A 16,455-nucleotide genomic window follows, 5' to 3' on the forward strand; every position below is an offset into this window, starting at 1 on the left:
GCGGGTGTCGCTTCCATCACCGCTGCAACGGCCGGCCGCCGCTGTCGATGAAGTGCAGCAGCGCCTTCACGTCATCGCTGGCCTGGGCCTGTTCTGCCAATTGCTGCCTGGCCTCTGCCAGCGGCAGGCCGGCGACGTAAAGCGTGCGATAGGCGCGCTTGATGGCCGCGATGCGCCCGGCATCGAAGCCGCGCCGCTTGAGGCCCTCGCTGTTGATACCGCGCGGCCGGCCGGCGGCGTCGCCGGCGACCATGGTGAACGGCGGCACATCGCCGCTCAGCAGCACGCCCATGCCGATGAATGCGTGGGCGCCGACCCGGCAGAACTGGTGCACGCCCGCGAAGCCGCTCATGATCACCCAGTCCTCGATGGTGACGTGGCCGGCCAGCGTGGAGTTGTTGGAGAACACGCAGTGGTTACCGACGATGCAGTCGTGCGCCACGTGCGTATAGGCGAGCAGCATGTTGTCGCTGCCGACACGGGTGATCCCGCCGCCGGTGCCGGTCCCACGGTTCACGGTGACGAACTCGCGCACCTGGTTGCGATCGCCCATGACGAGTTCCACCCGCTCGCCTTTGAACTTCTTGTCCTGCGGGTCGCCACCGATCGCGGCATGGCCGACGAAATGGTTCTCGTGGCCGATGCGGGTGGGACCGGTGATGGAGCAATGCGGACCGATCACCGTGCCGTCGCCGATCTCGACTTCCGGGCCGATGTAGGCGAACGGGCCGACGCGCACGCCTTCGCCCAGCGTCGCGCCGGGGTCGACGACCGCGCTGGGATGGATGGCCGTGGGGGCGCTCATCTCAGCGGGTGTCCTCGGCGCACAGCACGTCGGCGCAGGCGACCTGTTCGCCGTTGACCGAGGCCACGCCGGTGTAGAAGGCCATGTTGCGGATCAGTCGCTTCAGGGTGACGTCCAGGTCCAGGCGGTCGCCCGGCACCACCATGCGGGTGAAGCGCGCGTTCTCCACCTTCACCATGTAGAACATGCGGCCGGCGGTATCGCCCTGGTGCGAGAGCTGCGTCAGCAAGCCACCGGCCTGCGCCAGCGCTTCGATGATCAGTACACCCGGCATGATCGGACGGTCCGGGAAATGGCCGGTGAAGAAGGGTTCGTTCTGGGTGATGTTCTTGTAGGCCAGGACGCGCTTGTCCTTCTCGAACTCCACCACCCGGTCCACCAGCAGGAACGGGTAGCGGTGCGGCAGCAGTTGGCGGATGGTGGCCGCGTCGACGGGCAGTTGCAGGTCCAGGGTCATCAGGTTTCCTTGTCGGCCGCCAGCACGCGTCGTGCCAAGGCGTCCAGTTGCTTGAAGCGGGCGGCGTTCTTGCGCCAGGTACGGTTGTCGGTGAGCGGCGTGCCGCTGGAGTACTCGCCGGGTTCGGTAATCGAACTGGTCACCAGCGACATCGCGGTGATCACCACGCGGTCGCAGATCTCCAGATGGCCCAGCACGCCGGCGGCACCACCGATCAGGCAGTAGCGGCCGATGCGCGCACTGCCGGCGGCGGCGCTGCAGCCCGCCATCGCGGTATGCGCGCCGATGCGGACGTTGTGGCCGATCTGGATCTGGTTGTCCAGGCGCACGTCCTCTTCCAGCACCGTGTCGTCCAGCGCGCCACGGTCGATGGTGGTGTTGGCGCCGATCTCGCAGTCGTCGCCGATCACCACGCCGCCGAGCTGCGGCACCTTGATCCAGTGGCCGCCGTCCATCGCCAGCCCGAAGCCGTCAGCGCCGATCACCGCGCCGGGATGGATCAGCACGCGCTGGCCCAGGCGTACGCGCGTGACCAAGGTGACGCGCGCGATCAGTTCGCAACCGTCGCCGACCACGCAGTCCTCACCGATGATGCAGCCGGGCCCGAGCACGCTGCCTTCGCCGATGACGCTGCGCGCGCCCACCGTGACGAACGGACCCACATGGGCGCCCGGTGCGATGCGTGCGGTCGGATCGACCACGGCGCTGGTGTGCACCCCCGGTGCACGGTCCGGTTTGCTCTCGAACAGCGCGGCCATGCGGGCGAAGGCGGCGTAGGGGTCCTTGGCGATCAGGACGGCGCCGGTTGCGGCATCGGCATCGTCCGCCCGCAATACGACCAGGCTGGCCCGGCTGTCCGCCAGTTGGGCGCGATAGCGGGTATTGGCGAGGAAGGCGAGCTGTCCGGCGTCGGCCCTCGCCAGCGTGGCCACGCCGTGGATGCGGAGGTCCGTATCGCCGCGCAGTTCGAGCCCGAAGCGCTCGGCCAGCTCGCCAGCGGTAAAGGATGGGGAGGTCATAGGGCGCGTAGTTTAGCCCCTGCGGCCCGCGAACCGCTTTCACGGTGGCGTATGGTGGACAGCAGACGGGGGGCTTGCGCCCCCCGTCGCATCGCCCGCATGGACGCTGGGATCAGAACGCGCCGCCGAAGGTGAACTGCAGGCGTTCCAGCTCGTCGCCGTCTTCCTTCTTGATCGGGAAGGCGTAGCTGATCGAGATCGGGCCGACCGGCGCACGCCACAGCAGCGAAATACCGGTGGATGCGCGCAGCTCGCCGGCATCGAAGTTGTCCACGCCGTCGAACACGTTGCCGAAGTCGAAGAACGCCGCAACGCGCGCGGCGTTAGAGTCGAACAGCTTCGGGAAGATCAATTCGACCGAGCCGGTGGTCTTCAGCGAACCACCCAACGGCTGGCCGCGGTAGCCGGAAATCACCTCCGAGCGTGGGCCCAGCGTGTTGTCGCGGAAACCGCGCACGGACCGCGTGCCGCCCGCGTAGAAATTCTCGAAGAACGGCAGGCCGGTCGCCACCAGCGTCCTGTCCAGCGTGCCGCCATCGGCGCAAGTGCCGTCCGCCGTCGGCGGGGTCGTGGTCCCCTGGCCCGGGATCTGCGGGTCGGAACCGTTGACGCGGCAGATGTATCGGTAGATGTCCGAGCCGTAACTGTCGCCGTAGCCGATCTCGGCGCGGGTGTTCAGCACGAAAGCGGGGCTGAGCGACCAGTACTTCGAGAACTCGTAGTTGAGCTTGTAGTACTCGACGGTGGAGCCCGGGAGCGCGACTTCGGCCGAAATGCGCTGGTAGGTGCCCCCCGTGGGCATGAAGTAGTCGTTGCGCGTGTCGCGCGCCCAGCCCAGCTCGGCACGCCAGGCATGGAAGGTGCGCTGGCCTACGGCATCGATGTAGTCGATGATCGCCTGCGGCGTGGAGCCGCCGAAGGTCAGGATCTCGTTGCTGTCGACGCCGAACAGCAGCGAGACGGTGTCGTTTTCGGAGATTGGCAGGCCCAGGATGCCCTGTGCCGCAGCGCTGGTGGTGGAGTACTGGGCGGTGTTGAAGTCCGAGTAATCAAACTCGCGCCACCACAGGTTGTAGCCCAGCGACATGCCTTCGTCGGTGAAGAACGGGTTGGTGTAGGAGAACGAGTAGCGCTGCAGGTAGTCGCTGCGCTGCGCTTCCACCGACACGCGGTTGCCGCCGCCGAGGAAGTTGTTCTGCGACAACTGGATCGAGGTGGTCAGACCGGACAGCTGCGAATACCCGAGGCCGAACACGAAGCTGCCCGAGGTGGTTTCCTTCACGTTGAACACCACGTCGACCTGGTCCGTCGTGCCCGGTACGGGCGTGGTTTCCGCTTCCACGGTCTCGAAGTAGCCCAGGCGGCGCAGGCGCACGCGTGAGCGGTCCACGGCCACCTGCGAGAACCAGCTGCCTTCGAACTGGCGCATCTCGCGGCGCAGCACTTCATCCGCCGTGCGCGTGTTGCCCTTGAAGGTGATGCGGCGCACGTTGACGCGCGGCCCGGGCACCACCTGCAGGTTGATCGCGACGGTACGGTTCTCGCGATCGATGGTGGGGATCGGATTCACCTGCGCGAACGCATAACCGATGTTGCCCAGTGTCGATGTGATGGTGTCGGATGTCATCTCGAGCAGGATGCGCGAGAAGGTCTGCTCCGGCTTCACGATCACCAGCTTTTCGATTTCTTCCTTCGGGAGCACCGTGTCGCCGGTGACCTTCACGTCGGAGATCTTGTACTGCTCGCCTTCGGTGATGCCGGCGGAGATGAACATGTCGCGCTTGTCGGGGCTGATCGAAACCTGGGTGGAGTCGATGCTGAAGTCCACGTAGCCACGGTCCAGGTACCAGGAGTTCAGGCGCTCCATGTCGCCCGACAGTTTCTCCTTCGAGTACTGGTCGTCACGGCGGTACCAGGACAGCCAGGTGCTTTCCTTGGATTCCCAGCTCTCCAGCAGGTCCTCGGCGGGGAACTTCTCGGCACCGATCACGTTGACGTGCTTGATCTTGGCCGCCTTGCCTTCCTTGACGGCAATGGTCACGTCCACGCGATTGCGGTCGAGCGGGCTGACCGTGGGCGTGATCTCGACGTTGTACTTGCCGCGGTTGTTGTACTGGCGCACCAGTTCCTGGGTGACGCGGTCCAGGCTCAGGCGGTCGAAGGTCTCGCCTTCGGCCAGCCCGATGTCCTTCAGGCCCGTCAGCAGGTCTTCGGTCTTGATGTCCTTGTTGCCGGTGAGGGTCAGCTTGTTGATCGCCGGGCGCTCGGTGACGGTCACCACCAGGATATCGCCCTGGCGGTCCAGCTTCACGTCCTCGAAGAAGCCGGTCTTGTACAGCGCGCGGATCGACTCTGACACGCCGGCCGAAGTGACCTGGTCGCCCCGCTCGATCGGCAGGTAGGTCAGGACGGTGCCGGTGGAAATGCGCTGAAGGCCATCGATGCGGATGTCCGTGGCGGTGAAGGACGCGCTGCCCAGCGGTTCGGCCATTGCAGGTGCGGCGGCGGGTTCCGTCGTCTGGGCCAGTGCCGGCATGGCGATGGCCGAAGCCAGGGCGAGGGCAATCAGGCGGCGGGAAGGCAGTCGCGTCATCATTACATCCGGTTGGGGTGATTCCTGCAGGGCAGGGGTGGATCGCAGGGCCGCGGTCCGGGGTGTCGCCAGGAAGGGGCAGGCCGACTTGGAGCGGGCCAGCCCGGAAAAGTTCAGGGGCATCAGGTCACCAGACGCAGGATGTCGTTGTAGAACGCCAGTCCCATCAGGCCCGCCAGCGCGGCCAGGCCCACATATTGTCCAGCCACCATGTGGCGCTCGCTCAAGGGGCTGCCCTTGACCAATTCAATAAGGTAATACAGCAGGTGGCCGCCGTCCAAGACGGGAATCGGCAGCAGGTTGATGATAGCCAGGCTCAGGGACATGGCCGCCAGGAACCAGAGGAACCAATCCGGCCCGCGTTTGGCGGATACGTTGGCGACCTGGGCGATGGTGATGGGGCCCGAAACGTTCTTCAGCGAGGCGTCCCCGGTGAGCATCCGGCGGATCATGCCCAGCGAGTCCGCGGTCAGCTTGCCGGTTTCGCGCAGGGCGGCCGGGATGGCGGCGACCGGGCCGTAGTGGAGCGTGGCGTCGTAGCCGGGCATCTGCACCTTCGTGGGGGGCGCCAGGCCCAGGGCCCAGTAGTCGCCCTGGCCTGCCTCGGGATGCCGGGTCCGGCGCGGCGCCAGCTCGAAGGCCAGGCGCTCACCGGCACGATCGACTTCGATCATGGCCGCCCCTCCGCGCTTGCCCAAGGCATCGACCTGGGTGGCGATGTCGTTGAAGCCGTGTACCGGCTGGCCATCCACGGCCGTCACCACGTCGCCGACCTGCAGCACGCCATCGGCGGCCGAGCCCGGGGTGACCTTGCCGATGACCGCCGGCGTCATCCAGTGTCGCCAGACCAGCCCGCTCAGGCCGATGGCGTTCTCCTGGTCGAACCCGACCGCCAAGCGGGACAGCGGCAGCGTACGGGTCAGCTGGCTGCCGGAGACGGTTTCCACTTCGACCGGAACGTCATCGCCATCGATGGCGGCCTTGGTGAGCACGATGGAGGCGTCGGTCCAGGTATCGATCTTGCGGTCGCCGATCCGGACGATCCTGTCGCCGCGCATGAAGCCCGCGTCGGCAGCGATGCCGCTCACGCTGCCCAGCGTGGCCGAGTAGTCCTGCTTGCCCAGCACGAACATGGCCCACAGCAGGACGACGCAGAGCAGGACGTTCGCCAACGGGCCGGCGGCGACCACGGCGATGCGCTGCCAGACCGACTTGCGGTTGAACGCCTGGTCCTGTTGCGCGGCGGGAACGTCGCCCTCGGCTTCGTCCAGCATCTTGACGTAGCCGCCCAGCGGGATGGCGGCAAGGGCGAACTCGGTGCCATGGCGGTCGCGCCGCGACCACAGCGGCTTGCCGAATCCCACGGAGAAGCGCAGCACCTTCACGCCGCAGCGGCGCGCCACCCAGTAGTGGCCGAATTCGTGGAACGTGACCAGCACGCCCAGGGCCACGATCATCCACCAGATTGAGCCCAGCACGTCACTCATCGGATGTCGGCGCTCATGGGGAGAGGTGGCCTGCGAGGTTGCGTTCGGTCAGTCGGCGTGCCTGCGCGTCCGCTTCCAGCAGCGCATCCAGCGAATCGGCCGGCGTTGCGGGCAACGCGGCGAGGGCATCCTCGACCAGCGCAGGAATGGATAGGAAACCGATCCGGCCCTGAAGAAAGGCTGAAACTGCGACTTCGTTCGCAGCGTTCAGGACCGCTGGCGCCGTGCCGCCGGCCTTCATTGCGTGCCAGGCCAGCCGCAGGCAGGGAAAGGCATCCAGGTCGGGCGCCTCGAAGTCCAGCCGTGGATGCCGCAACAGGTCCAGGCCGGGCACGCCCGATGCGATCCTGTCCGGCCAGCCCAATCCCACGGCCAGCGACGTACGCATGTCGGGCAACCCGAGCTGCGCCAGCGTGGAACCATCGACGAATTCCACAAGGGAGTGCACCAGACTCTGAGGATGCACCAGTACGTCCAGCCGTTCGCGCTCCACGCCGAACAGGTGATGGGCCTCGATCAGTTCCAGCCCCTTGTTCATCAGGGTCGCCGAGTCGACCGAAATCTTAGGGCCCATCGACCATTTGGGGTGGGCGACGGCCTGTTCTCGCGAGACGTGGGCGAGATCCTCTCGGCTCCACCCGCGGAACGGGCCACCCGACGCCGTCAGTACGATGCGGGCGACCTCGCCCTGAGCCTGTCGTGAACGCAGGCATTGGAAGATCGCGTTGTGCTCGCTGTCGATCGGGATGATCTCGGCACCAGCGGCGTCCGCGGCGGCGGTCATCAGCTCGCCGGCGAGGACGAGCGATTCCTTGTTGGCCAGCAGCAGGCGTTTTCCTGCGCGGGCCGCTGCCAGGGTGGATGACAGCCCGGCAGCACCGACGATGGCAGCCACGACGATGTCGCAGCCCCGGTCGGACACCAGGGCATCCAGGGCGGCAGCGCCGGCATGTGCGCGAGTCGCCAGTCCGGCGTCGGACAGGCCGTCACGCAGGCGTGCGAACTGGCTTTCGTCGGCGACGACGGCATGGTCCGGGCGGTGCAGGATGCACAGCGCAAGCAACGCATCCACACTGCTGCCGGCGGCAAGCACACTGGCGCGATAACGCTCGGGGTGGCGTGCGACGACATCCAGCGCCGATGCGCCGATGGAGCCGGTCGCGCCGAGGACCGCCACGTTGCGTTGTGCGTGCGCGGCCATGTTCAGAACCCGAAGACTTCCTTGCCCAGCACGAAGATGGGCAGTGCCGCCAGCACCCCGTCGATGCGGTCCAGCACGCCGCCATGGCCGGGGATCACGTCGCCCGAATCCTTGGCGCCGACATGCCGCTTGAGAAGGCTTTCGAACAGGTCGCCGACCACCGAGAACAGCACGGTGAACACCGCCACCAGCAGCACGCCGGGCACCTGCGCCACGCCCACACCGGCGACGAGTGCACCGACGCCCGCCACCAGCATGCCCGCTGCCAGGCCACCGAGCAGCCCTTCCAGCGTCTTGTTGGGGCTGATGCGCGGAGCGAGCTTCCTGCCGCGGAACCAGCGGCCGCCGAAATGGCGCCCTGCGAAATACGCGCCACTGTCGGCCGCCCAGACGATGGCCAGCGCGACGAACAACCAGATGTGTCCGTTCGGCTCGGAGGAGTGGATCAGGCCCAGCGCGCACCAGGCGGGCACCACGGCCAGCGTGCCGGCGGCCAGCTTGAACACGCGCGCCCATGTCTCGTGATCGGACGCGAAATGGAAGAAGCGCAGCCACAGCAGGGCCAGCAGCCACCACACCGCGCCCACGAGAGCCATCAGGCGCAAGGGGACCAGATCGGTCGATCCGCGCGATGCCCACACCAGCAGCACCATCAGCAGCAGGTTGGCGGTCAGCAGCACGGTGCGCTGCAGGGTGTCGTCTATCTCGGCGAGCTTGAACCACTCCCACAGCCCCACCAGGAACACCAGCGCCGCCAGCATCACCAGCCACGACGTGGGCAGCAGCAGGATCGCGCCGATGGCGAAGGGCGCCATCACCAGCGCTGCGATGACGCGGGTGCGGGTGGCGCTGGGCGTGCTCATGCGGTTGTGTCCTCGTGGGTGCCGCTGGCGATCTGCGCACTGGTCAGGCCGAAGCGGCGCTCGCGCTGCGCGAAGTCGTCCAGGGCGCGCTGCAGCAGCGTCGCGTCCAGGTCGGGCCACAGCACGTCGGTGAACCAGAGTTCGGTGTAGGCCAACTGCCACAGCAGGAAATTGCTGATGCGATGGTCGCCGCCGGTGCGGATGAACAGGTCGGGCGGGGGCAGGTCGGCCAGTGCGACGTGGGCGCCGAGCGTTGCTTCGTCGATGTCCTCGGGCCTCAGGCGTCCGGCCGCGACTTCGGTGGCCAGTGCACGCGCCGCGTGGGCGATGTCCTGGCGCCCGCCGTAGCTGGCCGCGATGATCAGGTGCAGTCGCGTGTTGCCGCGGGTCAATGCCTCGGCGGCATCCATGCGGGCACGGATGTCGGGTGAGAATCGCGTGCGGTCGCCGATGAAGCGCACACGCACCTCGCGCCGGTGCAGTTCGTCGACCTCGCGGTCCAGCGCATTGAGGAACAGCTTCATCAGCGCACCGACTTCTTCCTCGGGGCGCCCCCAGTTTTCGCTGGAGAACGCGAACAGGGTCAGCGCGCCGATACCGCGTTCCAGGCAGAAATCGATGCAGGTATTGACCGCGCGCGCGCCGGCGCGATGGCCGATCACGCGCGGGCGGCGGCGGCGTTCGGCCCACCGGCCATTGCCGTCCATGATGACGGCGAGATGGCGGGGCACGGACGCGGGGACGGCAGGGGACATGGCAGTCCTCAGACCGCCATCAGTTCCTGTTCCTTGGCCTTGACCACGTCGTCGACGTCCTTGATGGACTTGTCGGTCAGCTTCTGGATCTCGTCCTCGGTACGACGTTCCTCGTCCTCGGTGATCTGTTTGTCCTTCAACAGGTCCTTGACCTGCTGGTTGGCATCGCGGCGGATGTTGCGGATCGCCACCTTCGCGTCCTCGCCTTCGCCATGGACGACCTTGGAGAGCTCCTTGCGGCGTTCTTCGGTCAGCGCCGGCAGGTTCAGGCGGATGGTGGTGCCGGCGGTATTCGGGGTCAGGCCCAAGTCGGATGCCAGGATGGCCTTCTCGACCGCGCTGACCATCTGCTTTTCCCACGGCGTGATCGTGAGCGAGCGGGAGTCGGAGACGGTCACGGTGGCGACCTGGCTCAGCGGCATGTCCGACCCGTAGTAGTTGACCTTCAAGTGCTCGACCAGGGCCGTGGAAGCGCGTCCCGTGCGGACCTTCACCAGCGTATGGCGGAGCGCCTCGATGCTCTTGGTCATGCGCGCCTGCGCGTCTTTCTTGATGTCGTTGAGCATCGCCCTTTCCGTTGCAAAGCCTGTAAACGGCCGATTATAGGGCGATTCGGTGCCGTTGCCGACCTGCCGCGCACGGATCAGTGGGAATGATGCGGCGCCGCATCGTGCAGGTCATGGCCGCATGCCCCACCGCGTTCGATCTGCAGGGTGGCGTGGTTGATGCCGAAGCGATGGTCCAGCGTGTGCACGGTGGCGTCGATGAAGGCATCGTGGTCGTCCTCCTGCGCACGCACCAAGTGCGCGGTCAGGGCGATCTCGTTGGCGCCCAGCGACCAGATGTGCAGGTGGTGCACGGCCGAGACGCCGGGCTGTTCCTGCAGGAAGCGGCGGACGTCATCGGGGTCCACGCTGGCCGGCACGGCGTCCATGGCCGCATCGAAGCTGGCACGGAGCAGTCCCCACGACCCGACCGCCACCACGACCGCGATCAGCAGCGCCGTGGCCGGATCCAGCCAGGCCCAACCCAGCGTGGCCATGCCGACACCAGCCAGCACCGCAGCGAGCGACACGGCGGCGTCGGCCATCAGGTGCAGGAAGGCCCCCCGCTTGTTGAGGTCGTGCGCATGGCCATCCTTCACCAGCCAGGCGGCACCCAGGTTGACCAGGATGCCCAGCGAGGCGACCAGGATGACAGGCGTGGCGGGAATTTCGGGTGGGGCGCTGAATCGCCGGACGGCCTCCCAGCCCAGCGCGCCGGAAAAGACCACCAGCAGGACCGCGTTGGCCAGTGGCGACAGCAGCGTGGCGCGTCGCCAGCCATAAGTATGGCGTCCGCGCGGCGGGCGTCCGGCCAGGGCGGCGGCGCCCCAGGCCAAGGCGAGGCCCAGCACGTCGCCGAGGTTGTGCAGTGCGTCCGACAGCAGTGCCAGCGAGTTCGTATGGAAGCCGTAGCCTGCCTCGATGGCGGTGTAGGCAAGGTTGATCAGGGTGACCCACGCGAAGGTGCGCGTGGTCGATGCCTGCGGATGGGCATGCGCCCCGTGGCCGTGGTGGTGTCCGTGTCCCATGCGACCACAGGGTGCCGGCAGGCGTGGCCGGACACTATTACAGCGGAAGAGAGGATGTGCTTGCAGGAGGGGCTTCAGCCCCAGACTCTATTTCGCCCGCGATCCAGCATGTGCGAAAAGGTGCGCGGTACGTCGATCGGATGGGGGGTGAAACGCGCCGCCGCATGCCCATTCGAGCCTGGCCACACGTTCTTTCCGTCGTCGGGGCAGAAGCCCCTCCCACCGGAATCTCAGCCGCGGCCTTTCACCAGCGTGCCTACATGCTCACCGCGCAGGATGCGCATCAGGTTGCCGGGCACGGACAGATCGTAGATGCGCAGCGGCACATCGCTGTCGCGGCACAGGGCGAAGGCGGCGGTGTCCATCACCTGCAGGTCGCGTGCGATCACCTCGTCGTATGTCAGCTGGTCGTAGCGAACCGCGTCCGTGTGCTTGCTGGGGTCCTTGTCGTAGACGCCGTCGACCTTGGTGGCCTTCAACAGCAGGTCCGCACCGATCTCGATCGCACGCAACGCGGCGCCGGAGTCGGTGGTGAAGAACGGGTTTCCGGTGCCGGCCGCGAAGATCGCGATGCGGCCTTTTTCCAGATGGCGGATGGCGCGGCGTCGGATGTAGTCCTCGCATACGTCGTTGATCTTGATGGCGCTCATGACGCGGCATTTGGCGCCAAGCTTTTCCAGTGCGTCCTGCATGGCCAGCGCGTTGATGACCGTGGCCAGCATGCCCATCTGGTCGCCGGTGACGCGGTCCATGCCGCCTGCGGCCAGGCCGGCGCCGCGGAAGATGTTGCCACCGCCGATCACCAGGCCCACTTCGGCCCCGGCGTCGCGTGCCTCGATGATCTCGCGGGCGATGCGGGTGATGACCGCCGGGTCGATGCCGTAGTCTTCGGCCCCCATCAGCGCTTCGCCGGACAGTTTGAGCAGGATGCGGCGATAGACGAGGGGAGCGGGCATGGGGTTTCTCGGCGAGGGGGCAAACGCGGCAATTCTAGCCGAGTGGCCATCCCTCAGTCGCCGGGTTCGTAGATGGCGTAGAGTTTTCGCGCGGTTTCCAGCACTTCCCACGTGCCCGTGAAGCCCGCCGGCACGACGAAACTCTGGCCTGCCTCCAGCAGCACCTCGCTGCCATCGTCGCCGCGCAGGCGCACGCGCCCGCTGAGCAGGTGGCAGAACTCATGCTCGGTGTAGTGCACGCGCCAAGTGCCCACGCCACCCTCCCATACCCCGCAGTGGAACCGCGCGTCCTGCGTGGAATACGCATTGGCGACGGCCTGGAGCGGCGTGCCTTCGACCAGGCGTTCGGCGGCGACCGGTGCGCGTGTGGCGTCATCCGGCGTGTGCGATACGGCAACGATGCGGGGCATGGGCGGCACCTGGGAGTGGGGCCGCTATGATGACCCTCCCTTTCGGCAGCCATCAAGAAACGACCATGAGCGTGCGCACTCTGCAGGAATTCCTCGCCTCGTCACGGGAGAAGGACGCCAGTCCGGAAGCCTTCGAACTGGAGAGTCCGCACCTGCTGGAGGTACGGTTGGACGGCCTGGTCTGGGCCAAGGCCGGCGCGATGGTCGCGCGCAAGGGTGCAGTGAAGTTCACCCGGCAGGGCGTGCTGGAGCAGGGGCTGGGCAACCTGCTGAAGAAGGCCGTCAGCGGCGAAGGCATGCAGCTGATGAAGATCGAGGGGCAGGGGCGCGTCTACCTGGCCGATGCCGGCAAGCGGATCACGCTGCTGCGGCTGGCGGGCGAAGCCATCTTCGTCAATGGCAACGACGTGCTGGCGGTCGAATCCGGCATCGAAAGCCGCATCACGATGATGCGCAAGGTGGCGGGCATGCTCTCGGGCGGCTTGTTCAACGTGCGCCTGAGCGGACATGGCATCGTCGCCATCACGTCGCACTACGAGCCCCTCACGCTGCCGGTGAATGCGCAGACCGGGCCCGTGTTCACGGACCCGAATGCCACCGTGGCATGGTCGGGCGGATTGACGCCGGAAATCATCACCGATATTTCGCTCGGCACCCTGCTGGGGCGCGGGTCGGGCGAGAGCATCCAGTTGCGTTTCGCGGGCGACGGCTGGGTGGTGGTACAGCCTTACGAGGAAGTGGCGCTGCAGCCGAGGCCGTAGCCACGACGCCCGTCAGGGACCGATGGCGCCCACTGATACCCGGTTGCGGCCTTCGCGCTTGGCGCCATACAGCGCTTCATCCGCCGCGCGAAGCAGGTCATCGACGTGGCGGAACTGTTCCAGTGCGCCCTGCGTGGCCAGCCCCGCCGAGAAGGTGATGTGCAGTGGCTGGCCGTCGACATCGGCCATTGCCACGTCGGCCACTTCCGACAGGATGCGCCGCACGACCTGGGCGGCGGCCTCTTCGCCGATGCCCGGCAATACCACCAGGAACTCCTCGCCGCCGTAGCGGGCGACGATGTCGCTGCTACGCACCTGGCGCATCAGCGCCTTGGCGAAATTGCGCAGCACTTCATCGCCAACCAGGTGCCCCCAGCGATCATTGACCTGCTTGAAGTCGTCCAGGTCGATGAAGGCGATCGACAGCGGCCAGCCGTGCCGCGTGGCGGCGTCGAACTCCTTCTCGAGTACTTCTTCCAGCTGGCTGCGGTTGTATGCCCCCGTCAGCGGGTCGCGCCGCACTTCCTCCGCCAACCGACGCGCACGGTCTTCGTGCTCGTTGGCTTCCTTGCGGGCACGCGCTGCGTCCTGGATTTCGCGCAGGTTGCGCACGACCAGCAGTTCGCGTGCCTGGTCCAGCAAAGCCTGGATGCGGGCGGGTGGGGCGGGGGGTACGTCGAACAATGCGTAGATCTCGGGCAGCGCCACGAGCATCTCCTCGGTCAGGGCGAGAAACCCCGGGTAATCGATCCCGAGCCGCGTGGCGGCCTGCATCGCCGCGTGGCGATGCGCTTCCTCCGTTCGCGCTTGATCCATTCCAGCCAGCCAGATGTCGGCAATGTGGCCGGACACGGCCACGCACGCATTGAACGGGGTGTCCGACGCGGGCATCTCGCTCTCGATGATCGCTTCCCTCAATAGCGCAGGCAGGTTCCACTGCCGTGCCAACCAGCCGCCCACCATGGCGTGGTCGCACCCCAGCCAGTCGCGCTCGGCTGCCAGCAGTTCGGCATTGCCCACGGCGCGTTCGGCCAGCCGCGCATAGTCATCGCCCAGGACCTCCAGCAGGGCCAGCACCCCGATGTCCTGCAGCAGCCCGGCCAGCATCAGCTCTTCCACCTTGCTGATGCCGGAATGCTGGCCCAGCACCCGGCTGGCCAATGCGGCGATGACGCTGCGACGCCAGACGCGCTCCTGCGCGGCCGGGTGGTTGCCGCTGCGGCAGTGGGCAAGCGAGAACCCCAATGCCAAGGTCAGCGTGGCATTGAGGCCCAGCACCGTCAGCGCCTGAGACAGGTTCTCCACCCTGCGGCGACTGGCGTAGAGCGGGGAGTTGGCGATGCGCAGCATGCGCGCGCTCAATGCCGCATCCAGACCGATCGCATCGGCGGCCGTCGCCATCACCACGTCGGGATCCTGCGCGAGCTCGATGATCCGCAATGCAACGCCGGGCGGGCTGGGCAGGTTGCGGCAATTCAGCAGCAGGGCTTCGAGTTCGGGACGCATCCGGGTGCGGGCCACGCAGGTGGGGATTGCCGGCAGGATGCCGGCAACGCGCGACGAAGTGTCGCGTTTGAAACCAGTTTCGGCACGAAACGTGCAAACTTGAGTCGTGGTCGACCAACGGTCACGGCGTGCGCAGCGGCATTCGCTCCCGACAGCCACGCGGGCAACAAAAAAGCCGCGGTTCCCCGCGGCTTTTCCGTCGAAGCTGAGGGAAAGGCTTACGCCAGCCCGGCCTGCTTCATGACTTCGGCGGCGTAGTCTTCCACCACCTTCTCGATGCCTTCGCCGACCACCAGGCGCTGGAAGCCGACCACGTCGGCACCGGCGGCCTTCACGACCTGCTCGACCGACTTGTCGCTGTCCAGCACGTACGGCTGACCGTACAGGGTCACTTCGTTGACGATCTTGTTGATCTTGCCGGAGATGATCTTCTCCAGGATGTCGGCCGGCTTGGCCTTGTCCTTGTCCGACATCTTCGCCAGTTCGATTTCCTTTTCCTTCGCCACGAACTCGGCCGGCACGTCGGCGGCCTTGTTGTGCGGCGGGTTCATCGCGGCGATGTGCATCGCCAGGCCGCGGGCCAGTTCAGCATCGCCGCCCTTGACCTCGACCAGTACGCCGATCTTGCCGCCGTGCACGTAGGCCGCGACGTTGTTGGCGCTGTCGATGGCCACCAGGCGACGGATCTGCATGTTCTCGCCCAGCTTGGCGATGGCGGCGGCGCGGGCTTCCTCGACGGTCTCGCCCGAGGCCAGCTTGGCGCTCTTCAGCGCTTCGACATCGGCGGCACCCGAGGTCAGCGCGGCCTGCGCGATGGCGTCGGTGAAGGCGATGAAGTTGGCATCCTTGGCAACGAAGTCGGTCTCGGAGTTGATCTCGACCAGCACGGCCTTGCCGCCGTCCTGGGCCACGGCCACGCGGCCTTCGGCGGTGACGCGGTCGGCCTTCTTGTCGGCCTTGGCCAGGCCCGACTTGCGCAGCCACTCGGCCGCGGCGTCGATGTCGGCGTTGTTCTCGGTGAGCGCCTTCTTGCACTCCATCATGCCGGCGCCGGTGCGCTCGCGCAGTTCCTTGACCAGGGAAGCGGTGATTTCCACGGGATTACCTCGGTTAGCGAATTCGGTGGACGGAATGGAGTCCGTCGTATCGTTTCCCGGCCGGCGACACGGTCGCGCGGTAGGGAAGGGAGCCGCCGCGCAGCATGGCGCGGCGGCGTTGCAGCCGGATTACTCGGCGGCGGCTTCGTCGGACTTCTTGCCGGCGGCCTTCTTGGCCGGGGCGCGACGGGCACCCTTGTCGTCGCCACCTTCGGCGAACTCTTCCTCGCGCACGCTGGCGGCGTTCGGCTGGGCGGCCTTGCCTTCCAGCACGGCGTCGGCGGCGGCACGGGCGTACAGCTGCACGGCGCGGATGGCGTCGTCGTTGCCGGGGATGGCGTAATCGACCAGGGCCGGGTCGTAGTTGGAGTCGACCACCGCGATCACCGGGATGCCGAGCTTCTTGGCTTCCTTGATGGCGATATCTTCATGGCCGATGTCGATGACGAACAGCGCGTCCGGCAGGCGGTTCATTTCCTTGATGCCGCCCAGCGAGGCCAGCAGCTTTTCGCGCTCGCGGCGCAGGCCCAGCACTTCGTGCTTGACCAGCTTCTCGAACGTGCCGTCGGTTTCGGCGGCTTCCAGTTCCTTCAGGCGGGCGACCGACTTCTTCACGGTGGCGAAGTTGGTCAGCGTGCCGCCCAGCCAGCGCTGGGTCATGAACGGCATGCCGCAACGCTCGGCTTCTTCCTTCACGGCCTCACGCGCGCTGCGCTTGGTGCCCAGGAACAGGATGGTGCCGCGCTTCTGCGCGACGCCCGAGATGAAGTTCATCGCGTCGTTGAACAGCGGAACGGTCTTCTCGAGGTTGATGATGTGGATCTTGCCGCGGGCACCGAAGATGTACGGCGCCATCTTGGGGTTCCAGTAGCGGGTCTGGTGGCCGAAATGGACGCCGGCTTCCAGCATCTGGCGCATGGTGACTTGGGGCATTGCAGTAACTCCATCGAAGGGGAACCCACCGTCCGGTTC

16 protein-coding genes are annotated in these 16,455 nt (G+C 66.8%); 1 reads left to right on the forward strand and 15 read right to left on the reverse strand.

Features of this window, described 5'->3' with window-relative positions; genetic code table 11:
• Positions 1–16: 16 nt before the first annotated feature.
• The 12 genes from lpxA to FB548_RS06105 all read right to left on the reverse strand — a co-directional run bounded on the left by lpxA (position 17) and on the right by FB548_RS06105 (position 12,119).
• The gene (gene lpxA / locus FB548_RS06050; RefSeq protein ID WP_142123803.1) at positions 17–805 is read right to left on the reverse strand and encodes an acyl-ACP--UDP-N-acetylglucosamine O-acyltransferase; all 789 of its coding nucleotides are present in this window, start codon (positions 803–805) and stop codon (positions 17–19) included.
• Position 806: 1 nt separating this feature from the next.
• Positions 807–1,262, reverse strand: coding sequence for a 3-hydroxyacyl-ACP dehydratase FabZ (gene fabZ, locus FB548_RS06055; protein ID WP_142123804.1), 456 nt, complete (start codon positions 1,260–1,262; stop codon positions 807–809).
• Complete coding sequence (gene lpxD / locus FB548_RS06060; protein ID WP_142123805.1) at positions 1,262–2,281, reverse strand: UDP-3-O-(3-hydroxymyristoyl)glucosamine N-acyltransferase; 1,020 nt, start codon at positions 2,279–2,281, stop codon at positions 1,262–1,264. The genes fabZ and lpxD overlap by 1 nt, the downstream gene beginning before the upstream one ends.
• Positions 2,282–2,393: 112 nt before the next feature.
• Complete coding sequence (gene bamA, locus FB548_RS06065; protein ID WP_142123806.1) at positions 2,394–4,874, reverse strand: outer membrane protein assembly factor BamA; 2,481 nt, start codon at positions 4,872–4,874, stop codon at positions 2,394–2,396.
• Positions 4,875–4,996: 122 nt separating this feature from the next.
• Positions 4,997–6,361, reverse strand: coding sequence for an RIP metalloprotease RseP (gene rseP, locus FB548_RS06070; protein ID WP_142123807.1), 1,365 nt, complete (start codon positions 6,359–6,361; stop codon positions 4,997–4,999).
• Positions 6,362–6,374: 13 nt separating this feature from the next.
• Positions 6,375–7,562: a 1-deoxy-D-xylulose-5-phosphate reductoisomerase gene (locus tag FB548_RS06075; protein ID WP_142123808.1), complete on the reverse strand. Its 1,188-nt coding sequence runs from the start codon at positions 7,560–7,562 to the stop codon at positions 6,375–6,377.
• A 2-nt stretch (positions 7,563–7,564) separates the two neighbouring features.
• Positions 7,565–8,425 (reverse strand): phosphatidate cytidylyltransferase, encoded by an 861-nt coding sequence (locus FB548_RS06080; protein WP_142123809.1) that lies wholly within the window; start codon positions 8,423–8,425, stop codon positions 7,565–7,567.
• Entirely contained in the window at positions 8,422–9,180 is a 759-nt protein-coding gene (uppS, locus tag FB548_RS06085; protein WP_142123810.1) for a polyprenyl diphosphate synthase, read from the reverse strand. The genes FB548_RS06080 and uppS overlap by 4 nt, the downstream gene beginning before the upstream one ends.
• Positions 9,181–9,188: 8 nt before the next feature.
• Positions 9,189–9,746 (reverse strand): ribosome recycling factor, encoded by a 558-nt coding sequence (gene frr, locus FB548_RS06090; RefSeq protein ID WP_142123811.1) that lies wholly within the window; start codon positions 9,744–9,746, stop codon positions 9,189–9,191.
• Between the two features lie 77 nt (positions 9,747–9,823).
• Entirely contained in the window at positions 9,824–10,753 is a 930-nt protein-coding gene (locus FB548_RS06095) for a cation diffusion facilitator family transporter (RefSeq protein WP_142123812.1), read from the reverse strand.
• Positions 10,754–10,983: 230 nt separating this feature from the next.
• Positions 10,984–11,709 (reverse strand): UMP kinase, encoded by a 726-nt coding sequence (gene pyrH / locus FB548_RS06100; protein ID WP_142123813.1) that lies wholly within the window; start codon positions 11,707–11,709, stop codon positions 10,984–10,986.
• 53 nt (positions 11,710–11,762) lie between these two features.
• Positions 11,763–12,119 (reverse strand): cupin domain-containing protein, encoded by a 357-nt coding sequence (locus FB548_RS06105; RefSeq protein ID WP_142123814.1) that lies wholly within the window; start codon positions 12,117–12,119, stop codon positions 11,763–11,765.
• A gap of 65 nt (positions 12,120–12,184) precedes the next feature.
• On the opposite strand from FB548_RS06105, the gene FB548_RS06110 reads away from it, so the two are divergent.
• On the forward strand, positions 12,185–12,880 hold the full coding sequence (locus FB548_RS06110; RefSeq protein ID WP_142123815.1) for an AIM24 family protein: 696 nt from the start codon (positions 12,185–12,187) through the stop codon (positions 12,878–12,880).
• 12 nt (positions 12,881–12,892) lie between these two features.
• On the opposite strand, the gene FB548_RS06115 is transcribed toward FB548_RS06110, so the two are convergent.
• The 3 genes from FB548_RS06115 to rpsB form a co-directional block, all read right to left on the reverse strand.
• Positions 12,893–14,386: a GGDEF domain-containing protein gene (locus tag FB548_RS06115; RefSeq protein WP_142123816.1), complete on the reverse strand. Its 1,494-nt coding sequence runs from the start codon at positions 14,384–14,386 to the stop codon at positions 12,893–12,895.
• A gap of 218 nt (positions 14,387–14,604) precedes the next feature.
• On the reverse strand, positions 14,605–15,483 hold the full coding sequence (gene tsf, locus FB548_RS06120; protein ID WP_142123817.1) for a translation elongation factor Ts: 879 nt from the start codon (positions 15,481–15,483) through the stop codon (positions 14,605–14,607).
• 129 nt (positions 15,484–15,612) lie between these two features.
• Positions 15,613–16,416 carry a 30S ribosomal protein S2 gene (gene rpsB, locus FB548_RS06125; protein ID WP_142123818.1) on the reverse strand — a complete coding sequence of 268 codons (804 nt, stop codon included), beginning with the start codon at positions 16,414–16,416 and terminating at the stop codon, positions 15,613–15,615.
• Positions 16,417–16,455: the final 39 nt, after the last annotated feature.

This window comes from Pseudoxanthomonas sp. 3HH-4 (assembly GCF_006716465.1).
In the GTDB taxonomy this organism is placed as follows: domain Bacteria; phylum Pseudomonadota; class Gammaproteobacteria; order Xanthomonadales; family Xanthomonadaceae; genus Pseudoxanthomonas_A.

Bases quoted from the DNA above. Each gene is read 5' to 3' on its own strand.
- lpxA (WP_142123803.1), bottom strand. From the start codon at position 805: ATGAGCGCCCCCACGGCCATCCATCCCAGCGCGGTCGTCGACCCCGGC.
- fabZ (WP_142123804.1), bottom strand. From the start codon at position 1,262: ATGACCCTGGACCTGCAACTGCCCGTCGACGCGGCCACCATCCGCCAA.
- lpxD (WP_142123805.1), bottom strand. From the start codon at position 2,281: ATGACCTCCCCATCCTTTACCGCTGGCGAGCTGGCCGAGCGCTTCGGG.
- bamA (WP_142123806.1), bottom strand. From the start codon at position 4,874: ATGACGCGACTGCCTTCCCGCCGCCTGATTGCCCTCGCCCTGGCTTCG.
- rseP (WP_142123807.1), bottom strand. From the start codon at position 6,361: ATGAGTGACGTGCTGGGCTCAATCTGGTGGATGATCGTGGCCCTGGGC.
- FB548_RS06075 (WP_142123808.1), bottom strand. From the start codon at position 7,562: ATGGCCGCGCACGCACAACGCAACGTGGCGGTCCTCGGCGCGACCGGC.
- FB548_RS06080 (WP_142123809.1), bottom strand. From the start codon at position 8,425: ATGAGCACGCCCAGCGCCACCCGCACCCGCGTCATCGCAGCGCTGGTG.
- uppS (WP_142123810.1), bottom strand. From the start codon at position 9,180: ATGTCCCCTGCCGTCCCCGCGTCCGTGCCCCGCCATCTCGCCGTCATC.
- frr (WP_142123811.1), bottom strand. From the start codon at position 9,746: ATGCTCAACGACATCAAGAAAGACGCGCAGGCGCGCATGACCAAGAGC.
- FB548_RS06095 (WP_142123812.1), bottom strand. From the start codon at position 10,753: ATGGGACACGGACACCACCACGGCCACGGGGCGCATGCCCATCCGCAG.
- pyrH (WP_142123813.1), bottom strand. From the start codon at position 11,709: ATGCCCGCTCCCCTCGTCTATCGCCGCATCCTGCTCAAACTGTCCGGC.
- FB548_RS06105 (WP_142123814.1), bottom strand. From the start codon at position 12,119: ATGCCCCGCATCGTTGCCGTATCGCACACGCCGGATGACGCCACACGC.
- FB548_RS06110 (WP_142123815.1), top strand. From the start codon at position 12,185: ATGAGCGTGCGCACTCTGCAGGAATTCCTCGCCTCGTCACGGGAGAAG.
- FB548_RS06115 (WP_142123816.1), bottom strand. From the start codon at position 14,386: ATGCGTCCCGAACTCGAAGCCCTGCTGCTGAATTGCCGCAACCTGCCC.
- rpsB (WP_142123818.1), bottom strand. From the start codon at position 16,416: ATGCCCCAAGTCACCATGCGCCAGATGCTGGAAGCCGGCGTCCATTTC.